22 protein-coding genes and 1 pseudogene are annotated in these 24,772 nt (G+C 49.9%); 5 read left to right on the top strand and 18 right to left on the bottom strand.

Going from position 1 to position 24,772, the window contains the following annotated elements:
- Positions 1-117: 117 nt before the first annotated feature.
- From ahpF to ACFQ88_RS27040, 5 genes are all read right to left on the bottom strand, one after another.
- Positions 118-1,647, bottom strand: coding sequence for an alkyl hydroperoxide reductase subunit F (gene ahpF, locus ACFQ88_RS27060; protein WP_239630619.1), 1,530 nt, complete (start codon positions 1,645-1,647; stop codon positions 118-120).
- A gap of 14 nt (positions 1,648-1,661) precedes the next feature.
- Positions 1,662-2,225 (bottom strand): alkyl hydroperoxide reductase subunit C, encoded by a 564-nt coding sequence (gene ahpC / locus ACFQ88_RS27055; protein ID WP_239630618.1) that lies wholly within the window; start codon positions 2,223-2,225, stop codon positions 1,662-1,664.
- A 218-nt stretch (positions 2,226-2,443) separates the two neighbouring features.
- Complete coding sequence (locus ACFQ88_RS27050) at positions 2,444-3,139, bottom strand: Na-translocating system protein MpsC family protein (RefSeq protein WP_239635613.1); 696 nt, start codon at positions 3,137-3,139, stop codon at positions 2,444-2,446.
- A gap of 322 nt (positions 3,140-3,461) precedes the next feature.
- Positions 3,462-4,931: an ATP-binding protein gene (locus tag ACFQ88_RS27045; RefSeq protein ID WP_379459440.1), complete on the bottom strand. Its 1,470-nt coding sequence runs from the start codon at positions 4,929-4,931 to the stop codon at positions 3,462-3,464.
- A gap of 240 nt (positions 4,932-5,171) precedes the next feature.
- The gene (locus tag ACFQ88_RS27040; protein ID WP_379458974.1) at positions 5,172-5,867 is read right to left on the bottom strand and encodes a Na-translocating system protein MpsC family protein; all 696 of its coding nucleotides are present in this window, start codon (positions 5,865-5,867) and stop codon (positions 5,172-5,174) included.
- A gap of 279 nt (positions 5,868-6,146) precedes the next feature.
- On the opposite strand from ACFQ88_RS27040, the gene ACFQ88_RS27035 reads away from it, so the two are divergent.
- The 3 genes from ACFQ88_RS27035 (at position 6,147) to ACFQ88_RS27025 (ending at position 8,970) form a co-directional block, all read left to right on the top strand.
- Positions 6,147-6,806, top strand: a complete 660-nt coding sequence (locus ACFQ88_RS27035; RefSeq protein ID WP_379458972.1) for a type 1 glutamine amidotransferase domain-containing protein — start codon at positions 6,147-6,149, stop codon at positions 6,804-6,806.
- 72 nt (positions 6,807-6,878) lie between these two features.
- Entirely contained in the window at positions 6,879-8,096 is a 1,218-nt protein-coding gene (locus ACFQ88_RS27030) for an MFS transporter (protein ID WP_379458970.1), read from the top strand.
- A 1-nt stretch (position 8,097) separates the two neighbouring features.
- Entirely contained in the window at positions 8,098-8,970 is an 873-nt protein-coding gene (locus ACFQ88_RS27025; protein WP_379458968.1) for a LysR family transcriptional regulator, read from the top strand.
- Between the two features lie 56 nt (positions 8,971-9,026).
- Here ACFQ88_RS27025 and ACFQ88_RS27020 read toward each other — a convergent pair.
- The 5 genes and pseudogenes from ACFQ88_RS27020 to ACFQ88_RS27000 form a co-directional block, all read right to left on the bottom strand.
- Positions 9,027-9,290, bottom strand: a pseudogene (locus ACFQ88_RS27020) (helix-turn-helix transcriptional regulator); the annotation flags it as partial.
- Positions 9,291-9,649: 359 nt separating this feature from the next.
- Positions 9,650-11,152 (bottom strand): P-loop NTPase family protein, encoded by a 1,503-nt coding sequence (locus ACFQ88_RS27015; protein ID WP_379458966.1) that lies wholly within the window; start codon positions 11,150-11,152, stop codon positions 9,650-9,652.
- A gap of 120 nt (positions 11,153-11,272) precedes the next feature.
- Positions 11,273-11,752: a 23S rRNA (pseudouridine(1915)-N(3))-methyltransferase RlmH gene (gene rlmH, locus ACFQ88_RS27010; protein ID WP_239630607.1), complete on the bottom strand. Its 480-nt coding sequence runs from the start codon at positions 11,750-11,752 to the stop codon at positions 11,273-11,275.
- A gap of 161 nt (positions 11,753-11,913) precedes the next feature.
- Entirely contained in the window at positions 11,914-12,081 is a 168-nt protein-coding gene (locus tag ACFQ88_RS27005) for a CxxH/CxxC protein (protein ID WP_239630606.1), read from the bottom strand.
- Between the two features lie 36 nt (positions 12,082-12,117).
- Positions 12,118-13,353, bottom strand: coding sequence for a S1C family serine protease (locus ACFQ88_RS27000; protein ID WP_379458963.1), 1,236 nt, complete (start codon positions 13,351-13,353; stop codon positions 12,118-12,120).
- Between the two features lie 142 nt (positions 13,354-13,495).
- On the opposite strand from ACFQ88_RS27000, the gene ACFQ88_RS26995 reads away from it, so the two are divergent.
- Positions 13,496-13,735 carry a hypothetical protein gene (locus ACFQ88_RS26995; protein WP_239630604.1) on the top strand — a complete coding sequence of 80 codons (240 nt, stop codon included), beginning with the start codon at positions 13,496-13,498 and terminating at the stop codon, positions 13,733-13,735.
- On the opposite strand, the gene ACFQ88_RS26990 is transcribed toward ACFQ88_RS26995, so the two are convergent.
- From ACFQ88_RS26990 to ACFQ88_RS26965, 6 genes are all read right to left on the bottom strand, one after another.
- Complete coding sequence (locus tag ACFQ88_RS26990) at positions 13,701-14,507, bottom strand: MBL fold metallo-hydrolase (RefSeq protein ID WP_239630603.1); 807 nt, start codon at positions 14,505-14,507, stop codon at positions 13,701-13,703. The two genes, ACFQ88_RS26995 and ACFQ88_RS26990, sit on opposite strands and share 35 nt — an antisense overlap.
- Positions 14,508-14,547: 40 nt before the next feature.
- Positions 14,548-15,285, bottom strand: a complete 738-nt coding sequence (gene yycI, locus ACFQ88_RS26985) for a two-component system regulatory protein YycI (RefSeq protein ID WP_239630602.1) — start codon at positions 15,283-15,285, stop codon at positions 14,548-14,550.
- Between the two features lie 343 nt (positions 15,286-15,628).
- Entirely contained in the window at positions 15,629-16,915 is a 1,287-nt protein-coding gene (locus tag ACFQ88_RS26980; protein WP_239630601.1) for a YycH family regulatory protein, read from the bottom strand.
- The gene (walK, locus tag ACFQ88_RS26975) at positions 16,912-18,741 is read right to left on the bottom strand and encodes a cell wall metabolism sensor histidine kinase WalK (protein ID WP_379458959.1); all 1,830 of its coding nucleotides are present in this window, start codon (positions 18,739-18,741) and stop codon (positions 16,912-16,914) included. The genes ACFQ88_RS26980 and walK overlap by 4 nt, the downstream gene beginning before the upstream one ends.
- A gap of 3 nt (positions 18,742-18,744) precedes the next feature.
- On the bottom strand, positions 18,745-19,461 hold the full coding sequence (yycF, locus tag ACFQ88_RS26970) for a response regulator YycF (protein WP_239630599.1): 717 nt from the start codon (positions 19,459-19,461) through the stop codon (positions 18,745-18,747).
- 181 nt (positions 19,462-19,642) lie between these two features.
- Positions 19,643-21,202 carry a peptidoglycan DD-metalloendopeptidase family protein gene (locus ACFQ88_RS26965; RefSeq protein WP_379458958.1) on the bottom strand — a complete coding sequence of 520 codons (1,560 nt, stop codon included), beginning with the start codon at positions 21,200-21,202 and terminating at the stop codon, positions 19,643-19,645.
- Positions 21,203-21,382: 180 nt separating this feature from the next.
- Between ACFQ88_RS26965 and ACFQ88_RS26960 the strand changes: the two genes are divergently transcribed.
- On the top strand, positions 21,383-21,643 hold the full coding sequence (locus ACFQ88_RS26960; protein ID WP_379458957.1) for a hypothetical protein: 261 nt from the start codon (positions 21,383-21,385) through the stop codon (positions 21,641-21,643).
- 331 nt (positions 21,644-21,974) lie between these two features.
- On the opposite strand, the gene ACFQ88_RS26955 is transcribed toward ACFQ88_RS26960, so the two are convergent.
- Both ACFQ88_RS26955 and ACFQ88_RS26950 read right to left on the bottom strand, forming a co-directional pair.
- The gene (locus tag ACFQ88_RS26955; RefSeq protein WP_379458955.1) at positions 21,975-22,754 is read right to left on the bottom strand and encodes a hypothetical protein; all 780 of its coding nucleotides are present in this window, start codon (positions 22,752-22,754) and stop codon (positions 21,975-21,977) included.
- 242 nt (positions 22,755-22,996) lie between these two features.
- A complete protein-coding gene (locus ACFQ88_RS26950; protein ID WP_379458953.1) occupies positions 22,997-24,760 on the bottom strand; it encodes a glycoside hydrolase family 2 protein in 1,764 nt (587 codons plus the stop codon).
- Positions 24,761-24,772 lie beyond the last annotated feature (12 nt).

The raw sequence follows: 24,772 nt of genomic DNA, 5'->3' as shown, positions 1-24,772 counted from the left end.
AACCGTCCTTCGGCGTCTTCCGAAGATGATCGAGCGCGTTCATCGGTAGTTTTTATCACCAAACAAAAAGAGCCCCCATAATAAATAGGGGCTCTTTTTGTATATACTAATATTCACTTAATTTCTAATGAGATAATCGAAGGCTCCCAAAGCTGCAGTAGCGCCGGATCCCATCGAAATGATGATCTGTTTGAAAGCACTATTGGTGCAGTCGCCTGCGGCAAACACTCCAGGAACGCTTGTAGCGCCGTGACGATCTACCACGATCTCACCAAAGCGAGTGCGTTCCAGCGTTTCGGCCAGCCAGTCCGTATTCGGTACAAGACCGATCTGAACAAACACGCCTTCCAGCTCGACATGATGCTCTGCTTGCGTCTCACGATCGATGTAAGTAATCCCGTTCACTGTGTCCGTACCGGTAATTTCTTTGGTTTGAACGTTCTTGTGAACAGTCACATTCGGCAGGCTGTAGAGACGATCCTGCAAAACAGCGTCAGCTTTCAGCTCAGGCATGAACTCGAGGACCGTCACGTGCTTGACGATGCCTGCAAGATCGATGGCCGCCTCGATACCGGAGTTGCCTCCGCCGATCACGGCTACGTGCTTTCCAGTAAACAGAGGACCGTCGCAATGAGGGCAGTAAGCTACCCCTTTGTTCTTGAACTCGACTTCGCCCGGTACGCCGACATTGCGCCAACGAGCACCCGTGGAGATGATAACGGTTTTGCTCTTCAGAACAGCCCCGCTCTCAAGCTCAACTTCGATGAAGTCCTTCTTCTCCAACCGTGTGGCACGCTGCAGCTTCATTACGTCAACACCGTATTCCTTAACGTGCTCCTCAAGACTGGCTACCAGCTTAGGACCTTCGGTATATTTGACGCTGATGAAGTTCTCGATGCCCATGGTGTCCATCACTTGACCGCCGAAGCGCTCGGCGACAATCCCGGTCCGGATGCCTTTGCGCGCCGCATAGATCGCTGCGCTGGCTCCGGCAGGTCCGCCACCGACAACAAGCACGTCGAACGGCTCTTTGTCCGCAAGCTCGGATGCGTCCGGTCCCGTTCCCAGCTTGGCCAGGATCTCTTCGAGCGACATGCGGCCGCTGCCGAAGAACTCGCCATTAAGGTATACCGATGGCACTGCCATGATGTTCTTGCTCTCGACTTCCTCTTTGAAAGCCGCGCCGTCAATCATAGTATGAGTAATGCCCGGGTTCAGGATGCTCATCAGGTTCAACGCCTGAACGACATCAGGGCAATTGTGGCAGCTCAAGCTAATATACGATTCGAATTGATATTCGCCGCGAATGCTTTGAATCTGGTCAATGACCTGCTGCTCCACCTTTGGAGGTCTTCCGCTAACCTGCAGAAGCGCGAGCACCAGGGATGTAAACTCGTGTCCCAATGGGATGCCGGCAAAAGCAACCCCAGTATCTTCACCCTTGCGGTTCACGGTAAAGCTCGGTGTACGAGGCAGCGAAGCTTTCTCGACGGTGATCATGGAAGACATGCCGGCGATTTCATCAACCAGCTCCAGCATCTCTTGGGAAACGGCATCGGACCCGGCACTCACTTTAATCAGGACGTCGCCTTCCATGAGCTGCAGGTATTGATTTAATTGTCCTTTGATCTCTACGTCCAGTGCCATCAGCTTTCAGCTCCTTAGATCTTTCCTACAAGATCAAGGCTTGGCTTCAACGTTTTGGAACCTTCCTGCCATTTCGCTGGGCAAACCTCGCCCGGGTTGTTTCTTACATATTGAGCCGCTTTGACTTTGTTAACCAAGATGCTTGCATCACGGCCGATGCCGCCTGCATTGATCTCAACCGCTTGGATTACGCCGTCTGGATCGATGATGAATGTACCGCGATCTGCCAGACCGTCCGCTTCGATCAATACGTCGAAATTGCGGGAGATTGTGTGGGAAGGATCGCCGATCATGATATAAGTAATTTTGCCGATAGTCTCGGAGCTGTCGTGCCATGCTTTATGTGTGAAGTGAGTGTCCGTGGATACGGAGTATACTTCAACGCCAAGGCCTTTCAAAGTTTCGTATTGGTTTTGCAGATCTTCAAGCTCCGTTGGGCATACGAAAGTAAAGTCAGCCGGGTAGAAGCAAACTACGCTCCATTTACCTTTGAAATCAGCTTCAGAAACGTCGATAAATTTACCGTTGTGGTAAGCAGATGCTTTAAATGGTAATACTTCAGTTCCGATAAGAGACATAATGTATTTTCCTCCTTAAATTGGGCTTAATTTTTGTTATGTAAAAATGATAGCATTAACCACCATTTTCATCATGAAGTAACCATGAAGGTTTCATGAAGTTTTGATGAAGATTTGCGACAAGGCGTCCTGCATCTAAGAGCAATACAAAGTTATCATTCCAATTTAAGATAATTCCATACTCATTATAAAACGGCCCTCCCCTTGCTTACAAGACTTCACGCTTTCGATCTTACAATAAACAAGATGACGCTTCGATCCCGTTCAAAATCCCAATCCACGAACACGTCAAGCATCTTCACATTCAGAATTTGTTCAATATACTTGTTATCCCGCAAATAACTTTTTTCGAGATGATTGATCGCCTGCTTTAAATGATCCTCATCCCGCAGCCGAATCAATTCTTTGCTGAGATCAATAAGAATACCGGTTCGTACGATCAGAAGCGTTCGTTTATTGATCATGCGGGAGCTGATATGATCCGGCTTTTTTTGGACCCGATGACTCATACGGCCAATCTCTTGATGCAGCTCCTCTTTTCCTGGATACTTCTCCTGCGAACCGGAACCAAATGGAGGATCCTCGCATTGACGCCCAACAAACATGCCTGAGTGATTATGTAATTCCCAATCATAATAGAACTCTAGAATGTTCATTCCGGTTAGCAGCAGTAAATAAGCTTTGATTTCAGGTAATAGCGACCTCATCACGATATCTCTAGTATGTTGAATGGCGCGGATTTGCCCCTGCTTCAGAAGTATTTTTTCGGTAGGAGTCAAAAACTTTTGTAAATAAATAACAATATACGGACGGTCTATACTTACATAAATGGATTGGGGCCCTTTTCCAAATGCATCTCGGAGCATTTTCCCTATGTGGCTAGCAATTTCATTCTGGAAATGGTTTTCATTCATATTCAAAAAGATTCATCCTCGGTCTAGGTAAAACCATTATAGTTTTACCCTAATTATCAAGATAATATAATTCACCGTAGATTTTGTCCTACAACCTAGTAACAAAAAAAGCCTAAATAAAGGTTGCTACGCAACGTTTATTCAGGCTTATGTCCAGCGCTATCTCTGGTTCATTACGGCCAACTAAATCCTTATTCCTGCTGGTATTGCTTCAACTTCAACTGCAAGTTCCTCACACGTGGTTGATAAGGCAAGAGCGTCATATCTGTTACCCACACCTATTTTAATAATTTTAAACATAATAAGCAAGATTAAGCTTGTACTATTTGGAGTATTCCTCAAGAGCTTGCTGCAAGGACCCCCTCGTCTCTACTTTTTCGTGAAACGAAATCCCTAATTCGACCATAGTATTCGTAATTTCAGGACGTATACCGGTGATGATGGCTTTGCATCCTTGGATTATAATGCCGTTCACTATTTTAAACAGATGCGACACAATCGCCGTATCCATGTAGACGACACCGGATAAATCAATAATGACTTGCTTGAGCTTCAATTGGTATATGCGGACTAATACATGTTCCTGGATTTTTTTGGCGCGGAGTGTGTCTAATTTGCCGACAATCGGGAGTATGGCCATGTGGTCGGAAAGGGGAATAACCGGGAGGGACAGATCCTCTATAACCTCGCGTTGGGATTGGAGAACCTCATTCTTATATTCGGAATAACTAGACGCAAAATGTTTCATGTAGGTGTCTAAATTAAAGTTAACCTGCCGCTCCAGCTCGAAAAATTGCTTCTGGCTTTGTTCGACGTTTATGTAATAATTAAAGAGAAAATCCCAGTAGGTCTTGCGCAGCATTTGAAGCCATTCAAGCTTTAATATTAAATCCAAATTATGGCTCGCCCAGTTCCTCCCGTGCTCCTTGGCATGCGCGATTAAGCCATGCTCGTCCCGATCGTTGAGCAGGAGCACCACCTTGTTCGCCGATTCAAGGATAAAATCGGAATCGATTTCAGTCGATTTGATAATTTCAAATAACTCTTTTCCCTGCAGCTTAAGCAATTCGAAAAAATCAATTTTATTAGCCGTATAAAATTGTGAAAAGCTCTGATCATGGACATAATGTAAGTTCAAAGGAACCACCTCCAGCTTATTCGTCAAATTTTGAACAGGAAACTGTACCAAAAATTCGGTACCGACACCAACCTTGCTTTTAACCCGGATGATCCCGCTGTGTTCGTAAATGGTTGAAAATACTTGAGTTAATCCCATGCCGGTGCCTTCCGTTTTGGACGTATAGAAAGGAGTGCCCAGCAATCTTATTTTTTCCTCCGGTATCCCGCTCCCGGTATCCGAAACCTTAATCATTAATTTGCCATCGGCTTTATAATGCTTAATAGTGATGGTCCCTCTGTCCGAAATAGCTTCAAATGCATTTTTAATTAGGTTAAAAAAAGCTTTTTTTAACTGGTTCCTCTTACCATACACTCTTGTATCCGTATCCAAGAATTGTTTTTGAATAGAGACTTGATACGATCTTTCTTGAAAAAGATACAGTAAGGACTCCAATTCGGAACAGAGATTAATCGAATCGAAAGGCTCGTTTTCCAAATCGGGCTTAGAGACGTGCAATAAATTTTGCAATGTGGAAAGTGCGTTCTCCAGCTCGGTATAGGCATAGTCGAGGTACTTATGCGGCGATTCTTCCTTTAGCAACTGGAGAAAGCCCTTTACCGCGGTTAGCGGGTTTTTGACCTCGTGTGCGATTCCCGCTGCGATTTGACCCACAGAAGCCAACCGGTCCAGTCTCAGGTCGGACTCGCTTACCTGATTATTTCCATCTGATTCGGACAATGTACGGTACTCCTTTCGACGTATTTAGTTCAAGCCATTCCATCAATCACATGAGCCGGCAATCCCTAATCCTATATCCATAGGAAGAGTATAAAAAAAGCCTAAAGAAAAGCTGCTGTTCGCAACTTTTATCCAGGCTTATGTCCAGCGCTATCTCTGGCCCATTACTACCTTCTATTGATTAGGATTTAGCACGAAAACGATGACGCTTTTGTCAAACTGAAAGTCCCAATCTACAAATGTATCAACTATTTTCGTTTTCAAGATGGGTTCGAGATGATTGTTGTTATGCAAATGGCTCTTTTCCAGACTTCGTTTCGCCACCTTTAAATTCCCTTCAAATCCATGCCGGATCAACTCTTTCTCAATGCTGATCAGAATGCCGTTTCGGATCACTAGGAGCATACGACCGTTAAGCATGCAGGAATACGTTTCTTCCGGGGTCTTCTGCACCAGATGACTAATATCATTGATTTCCCGGTGAAGCTCTTCTTTTCCGGGATACCCCTCTTGCTTGATTGCTTGCAGGCTGTCCTCATCCGATTCAATCCCTACGAATACTCCTGATAAATTATGAAGCCCCCAGTCGTAGTAAAATTCCCGAAAGTGAATGCCCGCTATTAAGGACGTATATGCTCTAATCTCAGGAATGAGCGACTTCATTAGCAAGTCTCTTGTATTCTGTATGGGAATAACCTGATCCTGCTCAAGAAGTATTTTTTCCGTAGGTGACAATAGACCCCTAAAGTGAAATACAACAAAAGGCCGGCGAATACTTACGAAGATCGATTGCGGTCCTTTCCCGAACGACTCTCTAAGCAGCCTTCCGACATGACTGGCTAGTTCCGATTGGACTGTTTTGGGTTCCAACAACGATCATCCTTACATTAAGGCAAAAGCATCAAATCTTTCACCCTTTTTTATTGTACCTATATTTTTGGAAGCGTTCAACTACTCTGTTATTATTTACTTCCCCGTTCCGTCTCATACTGCTTTATGCATCATCGTCGCTTACGCCAAAGGGAGAACTGCTATTATTGGTATAATTTTTTTTATGGATATGTACAAAAAACATAATTTGTTTTATTGATAATGCGGTCTTACAATAGCACCTGTAACCACAGTTCAACAACATAGGAGGCCATATCAATGGGAAAACAAATTTTGATGGTTGTCACCAATCATACCGATATGCAGGAAGGCAAAAAGACGGGAATCTGGCTGTCGGAGTTCGCGGAGGCTTATCTGGCGTTCCAAGAAAACGGCTATGAAGTTACCGTAGCAAGCCCCAAAGGAGGCGCTGGTCCGATTGATCCGGGCAGTGTAGACGACCAAACACCGCAAGCCATCTTGGACGCTGCCAAGCATCTGGAGCACACCCGTAAGCTGGATGAGGTAACGGCAGAAGCTTTCGAGGCGATTTTCCTGCCCGGCGGTCACGGCACGATGTTCGATCTACCGGATAACCAACCACTTCAGCAATTGCTTCGTGAATTTTATGAAGCCGGAAAAATCGTCGCCGCTGTTTGCCATGGCCCTGCCGGTCTCGTTGGCGCGACGTTGTCCGATGGACAGCCGCTGGTTGCAGGCAAGCGCGTGAATGCTTTTACGGATAGAGAAGAAGCAGCGACAGGCTTGGGCTCTTCCCTGCCTTTCCTCTTGGAGAGCAAGATCCGCGATCTGGGAGCGATTTTCGTAGCGGCACCCAACTGGAGCTCCCATGTAGAAGTCGACGGCAACCTCATTACCGGACAAAATCCCCAATCTACGCTCGCTGTTACCGAAGCAGTATTGAGTAAATTAAGCTAATACTATACGTGAGACTGATTGAACACATGGATCAGCCTCCTTACTTTATACAAAAGGAGGACACACCCTATCATGATAACGGAACAAATGGCTAATCATTCTGAACAGGCGGCACAGTCTTCTCGCAAAGGCTCGACTCTCGCCATCTACGCGCTCACTCTCGGTGCATTCGCTATCGGGATGACGGAATTCATCATTATGGGGTTGCTTCCAGAAGTGGCAGCCAGTCTGAAGGTCTCTATCCCCATGGCCGGCTTTCTTATTACGGGCTATGCCTTGGGGGTCGCGATCGGTGCTCCCTTCATTACAGTGGCAACTCACAAAATGCCGCGTAAAGCACTTCTGCTATTTCTGATGATACTATTTATCGCGGGAAATGCGCTCGCCGCTATCGCACCGAATTATACGGTGTTGATGCTGGCCCGCATCTTGGCTGCACTTACCCACGGTTCGTTCTTCGGAGTCGGCTCGGTCATTGCCGCGGAGCTAGTTCCCAAGGAAAAGCGTGCAGGCGCTATCGCCATCATGTTTACCGGACTGACACTGGCTAATATATTGGGAGTGCCGTTTGGAACCTATCTCGGACAGGCGTACGGCTGGCGCTCTACGTTCTGGGCGATCACGTTGATTGGGATCATTGCGCTGATCGGGATTGTCATCCTCGTCCCAAAGGTTGCCAGTGCAGTATCCAGCCTGCAAAAAGAGCTCGGGGTACTCAAACGCCCTGCGGTTCATATCGCTCTCTTGATGACCGTATTCGGATTTGGCGGCGTGTTTACAGCTTTTACTTACATTTCGCCCATCCTGGTCGATATTACGGGCTTCTCACCTGGCTCGGTTTCCTACATCCTCGTCCTGTTCGGGGTCGGGATTACGATCGGGAACATTTACGGAGGCAAATTGGCGGACCGCAGCCTGTTCCCCTCCTTGCTTGGAATCCTTGCTTTGCTCGCGATCATCCTTGCGGTATTTAGCTTCACGGATCAGCATAAGCTCCTTACCTTGATCACTGTATTCGTATTAGGAGTCGCAGCATTCGGTACCGTCCCAGGCCTGCAGCTGCACATGCTGAACACGGCCAAAGAAGCTCCGACACTCGCCTCGACATTGAATATCGCGGCCTTTAATCTGGGCAATGCTCTGGGTGCCTATATCGGGGGGATCGTCATTGATGCGGGCTTTGCAGGAGGACTGTCAGCCGTACCTTGGGTCGCTTCACTTGTGACGGTTATCGGAATTTTGTTTACAATATGGGGAGCACAGTATCAGAAACTAAGGAAGGGCAGCTAACATGGTAGACTTTGAGTGGTACCGAAGCTTTATTAGCATCTACAAGCATAGCTCTGTATCGGAAGCGGCCAGAACAAGGATGATGACCCAGCCGGCCATGAGCCAGCATTTGGCTTCTCTGGAAGCCGAGGTGGGTGAACCCTTGTTTACACGAGCTCCCCGCAAAATGATTCCGACCGAGCGAGGCAAAGCGCTGTATACACAGGTGGTGCCGCTCATCGAGGCTTTGGAAGAAACCTCTCAGACCCTCAAGAACAGCACGGCCACTTCTTTGCCCATACTTCGGATTGGGTCTGCACATGAGTTTTTTCGGGAAAAGATCGCTCCACATATCGGCAGCTACCAGATGCGAGTTATTGCTTCTCTCGGTGTCGCTTCCAAGCTGCTTGACTGGCTGCTGGAGGAAAAGGTCGACGTCATCGTCATGTCGCAAAAGCTTGTCGCCCCTGGCATCGAATATATCCCGTACATGCAGGAGGAGTTTGCGCTGGTGGCGCCTCCTGATTACGTTGAGCCGGCTTTTGCCGACAAGGCGTCGTTTGAAGCGTGGTTATGCTCCCAGCCTTGGATCAGCTATGGCTTGGACTTACCCATCATCCGCCGTTTTTGGCGCGAGCATTTCCAGAAACGCCCGCAAACGCATCCTACCCACGTCGTGCCCGATCTGCACAGCGTGCTTAAGGCCATCGAGCATGGCGCGGGAATCAGCTTGCTTCCTACGTTCATGCTGGATGATCATTTATATCGCAGCAAGGTCAAGATTATGTACCCGTCCTGTACCGTTCATAACGACCTGTACTTGGCGTACCAGATGAAAAAACGGAATTCACCAAATGTGAAGGCGTTTATTGAAGCAGTGAAACGGACCGTTTGATTTTGGCGCGATGAGTGAAAGAGGCTGTTATCCTTTGGCGGATAGCAGCCTCTTTTTCAATGGATATGGGAGATATATTCGAGCGCGGTTGTTCCATATACGCTTTTAAAGTGTTTGTTCAAGTGGGTTAAATCAAAAAAACCGCATGCCGCTACGGCTGCATAAACATCTCTATGGGTTTCGATTACCTGCTTGGCACGTTCTATTTTGCAATTAAGGAAGTATTGATAAGGTGAAATGCCCGTATGAGTTTTAAATAGCCGGATAAACTGAAATTTCGATACATTAAGCTCTGTACAGATCTCATCCAGCTTGAGGACTTTCCATTTCTGTTTCTTCATTGATGTCCTATCGGCCGTGATTCTGGTCACTATAGTTTGGAAGAGCACGTTGACCCAACGGCACTTCTTGGATTCACTCAAGGATAAGTTTAAGGTAACCTTCTAAGTTCAATCAATCTTTACAAAACAAAAAGCCCTTTTGATTAGGGCTTTTTGTTCGTTCAGTGTGCTCAGCATGCTTTCACACGTATACAAATCCATGCCCGCAAGGAATTCAACAAAAAACTTGCCGTCACTTATGGTACGGTTCTCCGCTCTATCTTTAACGGCAAGTTTTTGGGTACTGTTTCTAAATCTTTATAGTCAATAAAAGGGCACCCATTGAAGGCGCCCTTTTATTATTGTCTTTGTAAGAAACCAGCAAATTGCGCATGTCTTCTCAATGTAACTTTTATTGCGTCCTTTATTGAAGACGGCATGGTTGCTTCTGTTGAAAAAGCCTTTATTTCAATTATTACCTTCGGCTTTTGAGAACCTGGGCGCTTTATGAAAATATCAGCCCGTACTGAACTATACCCAGAAGTTAAGGTTTCTTCATAAGTAGCCTCAAGTCCGCTTGTTCTAAACACTCTTGCTATCCTTCTCCCAAGCTGGGTTGGCTTAGTTGTAACACTTTCATACCAAACCCTTGCTTCTTCAGCCCGTTTGGACTCTCTCTCCTTTAGAGGAGTATACTCATATTCATCCCACTTATCAGCTACAACTTGGTAAAAATGAGTTCTCATAAACCTTCCAACATAAGAGTCACCATAAGTACCCTCTGGATTATCTAAGTCATTACAGAGCCTATGAAGGTCTGCAGCCCGGATAGGTATTATCCTTACGTCAAAATAAAGACGCGTGCGATTCAATTCCTTCAATGGTAGTTGGGCCCGATCCTCGGTATTTAGCTCTCTATGCCAGGCTTCCCAATTAAGTTTGTAACCTTCACGGGCTTTAGAGAATTGCAAAACGCGCTGGGTTCGTAGAGCATCCGAAACTGGCCACATTAGTATTACTTGGTATTCCGATAGATTGTGAATATCAATTAGATTATCAGCGAGACGTACCCCCACTGCCTCCATAGCACTCCCAATGGTATGGTAATCTATGCTAATTCCCTTTACATCTTCTTCAATAATCTCAAAATCAGCCAGCGACTTGTCACTATTATGGAAACTAAATGTTTCATCTATAATTTTTGGCCATTCATGCTTATCAGGACCAGTAATAATAAAGCTATCATGTAGTAAAATTCTTCTATTACGCGAAGTTGCATCAACCAGCATTTTCTGAAAATCTACGCTGGTTGTTAACCAGATGAAGATAATTGGTATTTGACTTAATTCACCTCGGTCAAAAAGGCTCAAATATTCAACAAACTGCGTTGGGATCTTTTCCTTGCCTACGACGTTTTCTTCGTATTGATCAATAATAGCAATCAACAATTTCCCGACGTTATGATCTCTTTCTCTTTTAATCCTTGTCAGGAGTGAGTCTTTTATTTCTATATCTTCTCTACCCAAGACAAAGGTATATGCACTCGGGATATGGGTACTTATTTCACGGGCAGCAGATGTTTTTCCGGCACCACTTTCTCCATATAGCGGTAGAAACCGTATGCCACCACTAATTTGCATTGATTTGTTTGCACGATTTACTAAGGTTAACAGTTCAGTATTTGGTATTAATCGACCTCGGTAAGCCTCATCTAAGCTTTCATAGCGGGATGGTAAGCTAATACTCATATTTTCTATCACAACCTTTAGGTAAAGTATACTAGTTATATTTACAATACCACGATTGCCATTAATATACAATTTGTAACATTTTTCCGGGGCGCTCGTCTCAAGCAAAATCATTCTGTGGCCTCTAAATAGTTCTCAGAACCCTACTGGCGCCGACTTTGTCGTCAATCATGGCGCCTCTACAAATGCCCGCCAAAGCCCAGGCCCGCTGCGCGCTTCTCAAAAAACTTGCCGTTATTTGTGATACGGTTCCTTCCTAATAATCTTAAACGCCCGATAAATCTGCTCCACCAGCACCAGCCGCATCAGCTGGTGCGGCAAAGTCATGCGCCCGAACGACAGCTTCAGTTCGGCGCGCTCCAGCACCGCGGGGGCCAGCCCTAGCGAGCCCCCGATCACGAACGCCACGTGGCTGCGCCCGTACGTGGCGAGGCCCTCTACATGCCGCGCGAGCTCCTCGCTCGATAGCGGCTTGCCGTCAAGGGCAAGCGCCACCACGTAGGCGTCGCCCTTGATTTGCGCGAGGATGCGTTCGCCCTCGCGCTGCCGCACCTGCGCCTCCTCCGCGGCGCTCATGGCCTCTGGTGCCTTCTCGTCAGGCACCTCGCTGATCTGCACCTTGGCATAGGGCCCAAGGCGCTTCACATACTCTGCGATCCCCTGCACCAGATACGATTCCTTCAACTTGCCTACCGCTACTATCTGTATTTGCATGAAATGCTACCATCCTTTTCATCTTATCTATCTAGCTATGGTTCTTAACCTGTGTGGGAGCCAATTAGGCTAACTACCCAGCATCCCGCTACAGCCATCATCCAAGCCAACAAAAAAAGAAGGCCGCGCCCCTACCTGCGCGCGCAGCCCTCTTTTCCAACTTACACAACCAAAAACCGCGCCTTTTCCATGCAGCGCTCGCAATGGGCGGGCGGCTCCCAAGCCGGGAAGCGCGTCTCCTCCAAATCGACGATATCCGGCGCATCCTCGTATTCGTCGACGAATTGGTCGATCGCCAGCTCCAAATGCTCCTTGCAAACTACATACATATCGAGACCCCACTCTGCTCTACGCTCTAAAATAGGTTACCTATCCGGCAGCTCGCCCATCGTCAGGGCGGCGGTAGCCTTTTTCCCTGCGCGATAATAAGTAACGTTGATTTTGTCGCCTATATTTTTCTGCGAATAAATGTACTTCCTCAGCTCCAGTGTACTGTCCACCGGCTTGCTGTCCAGCTCCACAATGACATCGTTCGTCTTAAGTCCTGCATCCTTGGCAGGCCCCGTAGCTTCAATAACTATAATACCAGTTTTCACACCGGAAGGCAGCTTTAATACTTCCGTCCCTTTAAAAGATTGCAAATTTTGCGTCACGACACCCAAATAAGGCCGTTTGATCTTCTTATCTTTAATCAACGTATCAATGATCGGCTTGGCGGCGTTGATCGGGATTGCGAAGCCCAGCCCTTCCACGCCCGTATCAGCCACTTTCAAAGTGTTGATACCGACGACTTTACCTTCCAGATTGACCAGCGCACCGCCGCTGTTGCCCTGGTTAATGGCCGCATCCGTCTGGATCACGTCCATCTCCCAATCATACTCGCCCTGCTGTCCGAGGGAAACCGGGATCGTCCGTTTCGGCCAGCTGATAATGCCCTTGGTTATCGTCGGCGCATAGCCCAGTCCCAACGGGTTGCCTATGGCGATAGCCGTTTCTCCGGCCTTCAGCGCGTCGGAGTTGCCGAACTCCGCCACCTGCTTCACGCCGCTTCCGTCAATCTCCAGAACGGCAAGATCGGTCATCTGATCGCGTCCCAGCAGCGTTGCCTGCTTGCGCTCTCCCGACGCGGTGACGACGTCCAGTTGGCTGAAGCCTTCCACAACGTGATTGTTCGTTACGATACGCACTTTATCGCCCACTTTTTGGAACATGACGCCCGAGCCTAAGCCTACCGCTCCGCGGATTACTTCTTTGTCCGTCTCCTTGTTCGAAGCAATAATGCTGATGACCGTAGGGCCGATCTTTTCCGCCGCGAGCACCGCCGAATCACTGGCAGCCTGCTGACCGTCCGGACCACTGCCCGGAGAGAGGCTCCCTGAGCCTGTAGAAGAAACCGCTACCGCCGCCGAATCAACGGAACCGTTCCCTCCTCCAAACAGAAGCACGAGCACGAGCATAACAGCCGCACCGCCCAGTGCCGGCAGCAGCCAGGGGTACTTTTGCAAACCATGGATTTTCCAGCTCTTCTCTCCGGTAGACGGAGACCATCCATCCCACCGGGACACCTTCGTGGAATAAAAATCATCATCGAACAGACTCATCGCTTCCCGCTCCCTCCTCTGCACTCTTTGCAGAGCCGCCTCTAGCATTCTTCAAAACTTTTAAAAAGAAAAAGGAATGTTTTCATAACCGAAAGACTAGAATAAGAGTATAACCCCGTTCCCGGAAAGGATGCCGAAGCCTATGAATCGGATTACCAACCATTTGGAGCAAGTAGATTTCATCGCCAAGCTGGCCGACCTCAAAAACGCCCATTACCAAAACGCCCTGTTAGTAAGCGCTCTGATCGAAGTGCTGGTGGAAAAAGGCATTATTACCGCCCGAGACATAGCCGCCATGTCGGCCCATCTGGACGCCGCCTATACACCCGAACCCGTATCGGAGGAGTCTACTCGTCCTCTTCCAACCGATCCCACTCTGTAGCGCGATCATAATATGTATCCATCAGACGAGCCCGATGGTCGTCAGGCTGCAGCCGGTCTTCTACCATATTATTCACGGTCAGCCTGGCCAAATCCATCAGATTATGATCGCGGCTCAAGTGAGCCAAGTACACCCGCTTCGTCTTCGGCGTCATGACATCGACCAGGCCGCTTCCCGCCGCTTCGTTCGATAAGTGCCCGAGATCGCTCAAAATACGTCGTTTGATGTTCCAAGGATATTTACCCATTCGAAGCATCTCGATATCATGATTGGACTCCAATACGAGCACGTCGCTGTCCTGAATTTTCTCCTTCACCTTGGAGCTCATATAGCCGAGATCGGTTGCGAGACTGAGCTTCTGATCCTCATGATAAAAGCAGTACCCCACCGGCTCCGCCGCATCATGGGAAATACCGTAAGACTCCACCTGGAGCGATCCGAAATTGCGCACCTCACCGGTTTCCATGACGCACCGCTTGTCATCGGCGATCTCTCCGATATGCCGGTTCAGCTCTTCCCATGTCTTCTCATTGGCATACACCGGCAAATCGTACTTCCGCGCGACTGCGCCTAATCCCTTGATATGGTCGGCATGCTCGTGGGTTACGAGAATTGCATCGAGATCTGCTGCGCTCATATCTTTTTCCTTCAAAAGCTGATCTATCTTTTTGGCGCTGAGACCGGCGTCGATCAATACTTTGCCATCCTCCGTCGCCACTACCATCGCGTTCCCCGTGGAACCACTCGATAATACGCTAAAACGAATTCCCATAGCTCAAACTCCTATCTTCAAAAACCTGCATTACTGCCTGCTACTTCTTGTTTCTTTGCGGCGGATCGACCGCCCCGTTCAACGCGTGCACGTAATAAATATCTCCATTGCATACAACCCGCCAGTAAGGAACGAGAAACATCGTCTGCGAATCGAACGTTTGCCCGTGATACCCGAGCTTAATGCTGCTGATGACCGTTCCGGACGGGAGATAATTATCTATTAGACTGCGAAGCACCGTATAGGAGGAAATGACCTTCTGTTCCTTCTGCTCGTTCTCCGACTTCACTTCCGCATAGCTTTGCTTGTAGGATGTGATCAATCCGTTCTGCTCCTTTAATTCGAGCCTTACCTCGAACATCGGAAACGACCCGAACATCTCATGAAACATATACGTCCCATTGGCGCTAAGCACCGGATCGTACTGGTATTTATCCATATTCGGTATTGCCGCCCGGGCGGCCGCGTCTCTCGGTGCCCCTTTGCTCAACAGCGGACTGTATTTAAAAGGCGTTTCCAGCGTAATCTCCTTATCCGACGTCAACTTCTCATCGAATTGGACTACGATCTCCTTAAGCCTTGGCACTTCGGTCGGCAGCTCCGCCGATATTTGAATGTTTTTGCTCTTGATCAGCCTCTGTAATTCTTCCGCTGCGCTCGCTGTACTGGCGTCGAACTCGAGCAGGTCGGATCGGGTCGTCCACAGCTGGTAGCCGAGCACCAGATTCAGCAGAAAAAAGGATAAGATTAATATCGTTTTGGCCCGGCTCCAATCCATGGACTTCACCTCCTCTGGGCTTCTTCGTAAGCATGTACTGATCTTTTCTGTATCCGCGCGCTTTCCCAACTAGGAAAGCCAGCCCCTTACTCCTCCACCAGGCTTTCTGTAGGAAAGCCTACTGTCGTAAAATTTCTCTGAAAATTTGCGCTTAAGCAGGTGGTGTATCTCCCGGAGGAGCGCTAGCGTTCGCCTTTGAAACCCGTGAAGATACCATTACATCTAATCAGCAAGTTCACGGGTTTCAACAGCGGCCGGAGGGAGATGTACCACCGTTCGAAACGGATCAGCAAATTTTCAACTCCAAAGTTTTCCTACACAGGCTTTCCTTCAGAAAGCCCCTCTACTCCAAAAATTCGTAAGTCCCATCCCTAAGCTCCACAACCCATGACGGGTCCAGACGCATCCGGTCTTCCCCCACCCCTACAGTCGGACGATAGCCGGGAAATACCGAAATGACGGCGCTCTTCTTCGCGTACTGATTCAGCTTCGCGTCCAGCGCATCACCGAAGAGCATCGCGACTTCTTTACTGGTTGCGCTTTGCGGCTCCGGAATAATCATCGACCGCTCATAGCTCGATACGACACCTTTTTGCAGCACCATCTTGATGAAGCCGATGTTGTCGTTGCGCTGGTTGATGATGGGAAGCGAGCCGTAATATTGCCGGAAAATGAACGCCTGATTAACGGGCAGCAGCCGCTGGGGCACCTTCTGCACCGTATACTGGCCGTTCCAGCCGCCATGCTGATTAACGAACTGCACAGCCGACAGCAGATTTTCCTCCACATCAATCTTGGCGTCCACTGACGCCACCGGGTCGGAATAAATGAGCCAGCGCTCGTCGTTCTTCAGCTGAAGTCCTCTTTTGGCATCGGTATAAATCTCCGTACCGTCGCGCTCGGATAGATTCCGGGTAATGGCCGGATCGACGAAAAAGCTTCGCTTCAATTGATCCACCGTAAATTGCGAAAATCCGAACGAATAGCCGGGAAAGGAAACCGGCTTAGTAGGCAAGTAATAGTCGCCTTCGACCGCTTTATATGGCACCGTTCCTTCTATCGCCATGAGCCGCTCGATATCTTTGGCCGAAATGTCCGCCTTCTGCACCTCATACACCGTGCTGGCCGTATCGGTGAACAGAATAGTGCGTACCTCGTCCTTGGCCTCTCTGGCAATAATCCAGATGCGTGTAATCGTATCGTTGTCCAGCGGGAGGTCGCCCTTCATCTGCATGACCCGATGCAGCACACTTATGGGAATGCCGTCGCGAAACACCACTTCAATACCCTGCTGCTTGCCGCGAACCTCTTCCACATTCATATTCAGGGCGGAGACCGTCGTTTTGCGGAAGCCCGACAACGTTCTCTGCTTCACGCTATCCAGCACCTGATTGTAAGGAGCCGTATTCGGGTACAGCACCGTATGAACCTGATTGCCCATATGAAGGACCACTTGGTCGGGGAACAGCAAATCCTCCAGCTTGGCCTGCGTGCCGATTGGATCGGTCTTCACATAATCCTGCTGCTCCAACGGATCGAACTTCGGCGAGCTGTAGGACAGGAAATAGCTTTGCATCAAACTAACCGCAACCAGCATCACCAACAGACCGGTTTTCACCTTTTCAATCATCCTGCAGCCTCCTCCATCGTATACGGAAGCGTGAAGGTTACCTTCGTTCCTTGGCCAAATTCCGACTCCAATCCTATAGTTCCGCCATGAGCCCGCACTATTTCCCGGGCAATCGACAAACCTAGCCCTGTCCCGCCCATGTTGCGGGATCGAGCTTTGTCGACGCGGTAGAACCGTTCGAAGATGCGGCTCAAATCCTTCTTCGGAATGCCGATTCCGGTATCCTGCACCGAAACCTCCAGCTGCTTCATGTCAAGACGCCGCGCCATCAACGTAATATGACCTCCGTCAGGCGTGTACTTGATCGCGTTGGACACCAGATTGTCCAGCACCTGGTCGATTCGGTCGCGGTCCAGCATAATTTCCGCCACTTCAGGGTCAACCTTCACTTCAATCGCGATATCCCGCTGCTCCAGCTGGAACGCGAACCGGTCCGCGACTTCCTCCAGCATTTCTGCTACGTCCGTGATCTCTCTGCCTATGATAGCCTGCTTCGAATCAAGCCGGGACAATTGCAGCAAATCGGTAACAAGCCGGATCATCCGCTCCGTCTCGTTGCGGGTCACGTTAACGAATTTGCCGGCGAGCTGAGGCTCCTCCAGCGCTCCGTCTTCCAGCGCCTCCAGATAGCTCTTGATCGTGGTCAGAGGCGTCCGGAGCTCATGCGACACGTTGGCCACGAACTCTCTGCGGGCTTCCTCCAGCTTCTCTTGATCCGTCACGTCCTGCAGCATCGCAATCGTACTGGCAGAGCCCTTTTCCTTACTGTAAACGGTTGTAAAGGTCACTCTGACCGACAGATGCTCCTCTTCCCCTTCATGATAAAACTGCAGCATCATCATCGGATCGTCGCCCGATTGCAGCTCCTTCATCGTTTCACGTGTGATGCCCAGCACCTCGGGAAGCGTCCGCCCGACGATGTCGTCCTCGGTCAGCTCCAATATTTGCTTCGCCCGGCGGTTGACTACAATAACACGTCCGTCATCATCGGTTGCGATCAGGCCGTCATTCATATTCGATAAGATCGAGGCGAGCTTCTCCTTCTCTTCCTCATTCAATGACAAAGCATCCCGCAAGCGCTCCATCATAAAATTAAACGTCTGCCCCAGCTGTCCGATCTCGTCCTTCCCGAAGACGGCGACCTTTTCGTTAAAACGCCCTTCGGCAACCGCCGTCGCCTGGCGCGTAATCGCCTTGATCGGGCTCGTTATCGTAGCCGACAGCACGACGCCGAGACCGGCCGTCAAGCCGAGAGCGATCATCGTTCCCGTAATCAGAAACTGGTTGATCCTGTTCATCGTGCTGTACAGCTCTTCCATCGAAGCGATAATGTAAATCGCGCCGTTCACCTTAACGCCGGATCCGACCGGCTTCGTAATAATCATTTTGCGGACGCCGTCAAAGTCGGTGAACATCCGCTGGTTATCTTTAATCCCCTGCAGAGCGCGGTTGACTTCCGTCTGCGTATTTTTTTGCCCGATAATCGCCTGGTGGCTTGCCATCGAAGTCGTCAGGACAAAGCCGTTGGCGTCGATCACCTGAATTTCGGCGCTGCTGTTGGCGAACAGCTTGTTCACGACATCATTCATCTCGGCATACGTTTTCTTCGTATCCCCCAGCTTCGTTTCCTCATTTAAGTACTTTTCCACCCATTGGGTGAGCAGCTCCGCCTGAATGTTATGCGATTCGATGAAATCGTTCTTGAAGTAGCTCTCCAGCGTCCGGACGAAGTAGACTCCGATCAGCTGCATGGCGATTAAAATCAGCAGCACATAAATGATAATGACCTTCGCCTGGATCGATTGAAAGAAACGAAGTCCTTTCATGCGTCAGAAGCCTCCGCTTTTCGGATTGCGCATCATGTAGCCAAGCCCTCTCCGTGTCAAAATATATTCAGGCCGGCTCGGATCGTCCTCGATTTTCTCGCGCAGCCGCCGAATCGTCACATCGACCGTACGCACGTCGCCGTAATATTCGAAGCCCCATACCGCCTGCAGCAAATGCTCCCGGGTCATCACCTTGCCGCTGTTTTTGGCCAAATATTGCACCAGCTCGAACTCACGGTGCGTCAAATCCAAAGGAACCTCATCTTTATAGACCACATACATGTCGGAGTCGATAAAGAGCCCTTGGATTCGTATTCCCTGCCTTTTCTCCGGCTCGGAAGGGGCAGGATTAGCCGCCTTCGTCTGACGCCGCAAATGAGCCTTCACGCGGGCCAGCAGCTCCCTCGTACCGAACGGCTTCGTGACGTAATCGTCGGCGCCCAGCTCGAGCCCGAGCACCTTGTCGATTTCGTTGTCCTTGGCCGTGAGCATAATAATCGGCGTGTTCAGACGCACGCGCACCTCCCGGCACACATCCATCCCGTCCTTAACGGGGAGCATCAGATCGAGCAGAATCAGATCCGGCTCCTCGTTGAAGGCAAGCTCCACAGCCGCCCCGCCGTCGTAGGCGCATATAACCTCGTGGCCTTCCTTCTCCAAATTAAACTTCAATATATCCGCAATCGGTTGTTCATCATCGACAACGAGTATTTTCGCCATCCTTACGATCACCGCCTATGAAGAAACTAGTCTTGTATTTAAGCAACAGAAAATCCAGACAAACCCATGCTTCTATCTTACCACACCTTGAAGCAAAAAGAGACATGGACAAGCAGCTTTCCTGCTTCTTCCATGCCTCTCTATTAAGATCTATGAAGAATGATTTTCCACGAAATAAGTGCTAACGATTTAGGAACTTCAGAGGGTTTTGCGGTGCGTCGCTTTGCTGAACCTCGAAATGCAAATGCACGCCTGTCGAATCCCCGGTGCTTCCCATCAGACCGATTTTTTCGCCCTTCTCGACGATTTTGCCGGTTGAGGTGTCAATCTTGCTCAAATGCCCGTACAGCGTCTTGTAGCCGTTCATATGGTCTATAATGACCGCGTTGCCGTACCCGCTCTTCACGCCTGCAAAGACCACTTTGCCGTTATCTGAAGCCAAAATGTTTTTGTTCGGCGACGTCAAGTCGATGCCCTTGTGGAATGCTCCCCATCGGGTACCGAAGGTACTGCTGATGCTCGACGATACGACCGGCCAAGCGAACTTGCCTGTCCCTTCGCCCTTGATTACCTTCGTTCCTTTGCGAACGACGGCTTTCACCGGCTCCTCGATGATTTCCTCGTTCAGAACCGTTTCATCCGTCATGAGACCGTTCACCTTCGTGACCTGAATCATGACTTTTTTCATGCCGTTCTTGCCTTCCTTAATAGTCTGGGACGTTCCCGCCCGCATGCTGTCGTCCTTCTCGTATTCCGTCTCATACTGTATCTCTTGAGACTCCGCTACCTTCTCGACCGTCCGAACGGCGAGCTTCGGCTGCAGCACCGTCAAATCCAGCTGCTGACCGACCTTGATCATATCGTCGCTGATCCAAGGGTTGTTTTGATAGATGACCTGCTTCGGAATATCCAGCTTCTTCGCGATGCAGGAGACGCAGTCGCCTTTTTCCACCGTATATTTCGTAGGCTGCACATCGCCCGTTTCCAGCTTCTTCTTCAGCTCCGCCGGATCCATTACGTCCTGAGGCTGAATTTCGATTTCCTTCAGCTCTACCTTTTGCACGAACTCTACCTTTTCCAATTCCACTACTTGGGCAGGCGGTGCAGCAGAGGCGGACAACACGCGAACCTTGGCTTCCTTCTTATTCTCCAGCGCGGTGTCTTTAATCGATTCGAGCAGCTGTTCTGCCGTTTGCTCATCCTTGACGACTCCCATGGATTTGCCGTCTACGCTCAGCTCCGTTCCTACCGGATAAGCGGTAATGGCGCTGGCGACGCGGTTCAAGACGTCCTTGTCGTTCGTCTCCTCCATGAAAACCTTTTCAACCTGAAACGTGACCTCGGGCTCCTTGACCTTCATCCGGACTTCCTGACTGGAGGCAGCCAGTTCCTTGGCTTTCATTTGCTTCAATTGCTCTACTTCCGCCGTATCCTTGACGGTTCCTACTTCCTGCCCGTTCACCGAGACATGATATACGTTCTTCAAGCCGGTGTGCACATAGGTATGGCCACCCCAAACGACTGCAGCTATAACGCCCAATGCGGATATAGTTTTAGCAAGAGTCCATTTATGTAAAAGAATATCCTTAGCTTTATGTGCAGAAGCTTCCATCTGTTGTTCTTCGGTAGCTAGGCTGACTTCCGTATCGGCAGTCACTTTTTGCGTGCGGATTTGCGAAAGCTTCTGCTTGGACTTGTCCAGCAGCTCCTTCATCCAACCCGTTCCTCTGAAAACTGTCATGTTCTACTCCTTTAAGCCGTTTTCTACGAAAAATACATAAAAACACCTGAATTAGAGACAATAACCACGTAAGACGACCTTCTTAATCAATTTACCACAGTTCGTCTTCATTTTTCAACATTATTCACGGGCTCTGGTTTCGATTGCCGGGGTTTCGTGGCAGGGGTGTGAAGTCAATCCATGGAAAACATAACGGCATTTTTCAAAAATCGGGAGGATATGGACCGCGCTGCGAGCGCATTGCGAGAGCAAGGAGCCATCGATATTCAGCTGTACTCCGCCGGTCAGACGGAACTAGGGGAACTACCTGGAGCTTCCGCTGCATTAGGCATGTCTTCTGCAGAAGAGCATCATGATCATCATATTCTTCAGGTCGTTGTCGAATCATCACGCTTTCGCCAAGCCGAGGATACATTGGCCCGCTTTGGGGGCCAGAGGTAAGGGACCATGACATCAGTATCTTATAAATTCTATTAAAGTAAAAAAACCTAGCCTGCGGCTAGGTCCATGTCTAAATTCGTACGTGTACGCGTGGGAAGGGAATGGGGTGTGGGATTCCGGCCGCTGTTGAAGTCGTGTTCCTTTGAATGATAGGCTTGTCGCGGTAGTTCACGAGCTTCAAAGGCGGACACTGCCGCTCCTCCACCTACACCCATTCCTTCTCTTGTTCTACTCTGAGCTTTGTGCTGCTTCCCTACTCCCTAACTTGTCGTTAGAGATCATCTGTTAACCTGGTGCCATCACAGCCGCATTCCCTCATCGGCCGATTTCATCAGCCTGTCGTCTTAATCATGGTAAGAAGCTGCGAATATTCCTCCGGCTTCAAATACGTTTGCAGCAGCTGCTCGATCTGCTTGAGCTCCGCCGCCGTAATGCCGTCCTCCATCAAACGGGATATCGTCTGCATTTCCGCTTGCGGAACCCGCGTTACGAGCATGTTGAAAATTTTGTTCTTCTCGTCGCCCGACAGCTGATCCTTCTTCTTGGTAAATTCCTCTCCGGACACGACGATCCGCTTGCTTTCCTCCGCTGCCGACGACCCGGCTCCCGAGCTTGCCCCGCTTCCGGCCACCGCGTCCTTGCTGATGCCAGAGCCGCTTTCCTGTCCGCTTTGGTGGCCGAATACGGCAACCGCATCCTCCGGCGGCTTTTTGCCGGTGGAAGACCCGCTTCCTTGGTTCGTGGAAGCGTCGGTTCCCGTAGAGCTGCCGCCGGCAGCTCCCGTCTCGGACGGCCGGAGCGGATCCGCAGGGCCGCCCGAAGAATCGATGGCTCCGGCGACGGACCGGTCCGCCGGCACCGTATTCGTACCGGCAGCCTGCTGACCGCCGGTCCCGCCCGTCCCTTGGCCGAACAAGCCGGAGGCCGTGCTGCCGAGGTGTGCCACGAATTGCGACCAGCCGGGCGCAGCGCTAACCGCCGATTTTAAATTATATTGCGTCAATATCAGATCCGCATAAGTGCTCACAGCCCAAAAGGTGGATGCAATACAGACCGCCGACGTAATCAAAGCGGTCAATACGAGCTTGACCAGCCATTCTATTGCTTTCATAAATTCCGCAACTCCCATCTAACTTAAGAAATCCTTATAGCAAGCACCAACGTGCCTCTACCTTCCCCAGTATTGACGATTTTGGCCGATGCCAACCGTTCTAGCCTGTGAAACTTTCATGATGCAGCCAGCGGATCGCTGCTCCGCCACCTGTGGATTACCCCGGATACCGCAGCTCCACGCAAAAAAGACCCGGCGCAAAAGATACGCCAGGTCTCTCCATGCAAACAAGGAAGCCCAAACTACTCCAGATTGATAGCTCGAATCTTGCTCAATTCGATTTTCGGCTTGCGGTCCTCCGTCAGCAATCCGTTGATCTCCTGCTGAACATCTGTCGTCTGCGTATAGCAGTAGCCGCAAACATACGGTACGTTCTTGATCGCTTGCGTAATCTCCCGGTACCGTTTCAAAAACTGCTCCTCCGACTGAACCATGCTGCCGTAGCCCCAGCCGGATTCGTTCTTGAAGGCGATGCCTCCATATTCGCTTATGATGATCGGCTGCCCCCGGTAGGCGTATCCTTGAGCGAAGGCCAGCCTATGATTGCTGAACGAGCGCTCATTGCTCACGAGCGGCTCCTTGTCGGCGTAGCGCGAGGCGAACCTCTCGCCGAACTCCTCGTAATCATGCAGCGTGAGAATGTCCGACACGGTATGCTCCCAGCCGTCGTTCACGACAACCGGTCTCGTCGTATCCAACGACTTCGTCAAATGATAGACCGCCTCCGTAAACGCCTGCTGCTTCCGGTCGGTATAAATATTGGGAACTCCCCACGATTCGTTGAACGGCACCCATGTCACAATGCAAGGATGGTTGTACTGCTGCCGGACGATATCGGTCCATTCCTTCGTAAAACGGCTTACCGCTTCATCCGAGTACTCGTAGGTGGCGGCCATCTCGGACCAGACGAGCAGCCCTTTGCGGTCGCACCAGTACAGAAATCTCGCGTCCTCGATCTTCTGATGCTTCCTCACGCCGTTGAAGCCCATCTCCAGCGTTTTGTCGATATCCTCGATGATCGCCTCCTCGGAGGGCGGCGTCAGCAGGCTGTCAGGCCAATATCCCTGATCGAGCAGCAACCGCTGGTACAGCGGCCGGTTGTTCAGATAGATCGTTCCGTTCTCGATCGAGATTTTCCTCATGCCGAAATACGAGGAGACCCGGTCCAGCTCCCGGCCGCCTTCATACAGGACGAACTCGACATCGTACAGGTTCGGGTGTCCCGGCTGCCATAGCATCACTCTCCATTCGTGGATTTCGCTCGCTATGTCGACGCTTAAGCTGACTGATTCGCGGTCCACCAGAGCGGATATCTGCTTCACCGGCTTCCCTTGAAACGTAACCGCCGTCTCGATGCGAAGGCTGCGCCCTTCCGAGCCTTGAACGCTGTATTGAAACCGGACGGAACGAGTATCGATATCCGGCGTTATTTTGACATCGGCAATGCAGGCGTCGTTGACGAACTCCAGCCACTCCGTTTGCCATATACCGGTCGTTTGCGTATACCAGCAGCCGTAGTTTTCTTCCTTCCACCTCTGCTTGCCCCTTGGCTGGTAGCAGCTCATGGTGTCCTCGGCTTTAACCACAATGCTTTGCTCGTCTGTATCGTTGCGAAGGGCTTGCGTAATATCAAACGAAAAGGCCGTATACCCGCCTTCATGACTACCGATAAACCGGCCGTTCACCCATACTTTAGCCAAGTAGTCAGCCGCCTGAAAATGAAGGATTACCCGCTTCCCCTTCTGATTTGCAGGAAGCTTCACCTTTTTCTGATACCATACGTGGCTGTGATGAGCTTCCTCCCCTATCCCGCTTGCTTTGCTCTCATAGGTGAACGGAACGATAATGCTCCGGTCCATCACGGACCCGGCATACCACTGCTGCTGCTCGCCTGCGTTGCCGTCGTCAAAACGGAAGCCCCACTCCCCGTTCAAGTTCAACCATTCGCCTCTAACGAACTGCGGTCTCGGATATTCCGGCCTCACTGCACTCTTTTCATGAACCATTATCTGTTCTCC

The sequence above is a fragment of the Paenibacillus sp. NPDC056579 genome, assembly GCF_042793215.1.
Lineage (GTDB): Bacteria > Bacillota > Bacilli > Paenibacillales > NBRC-103111 > Paenibacillus_S.
The sequence above is the reverse complement of the archived record's forward strand: the minus strand, read 5'-3'. Positions and strand labels throughout refer to the sequence as shown.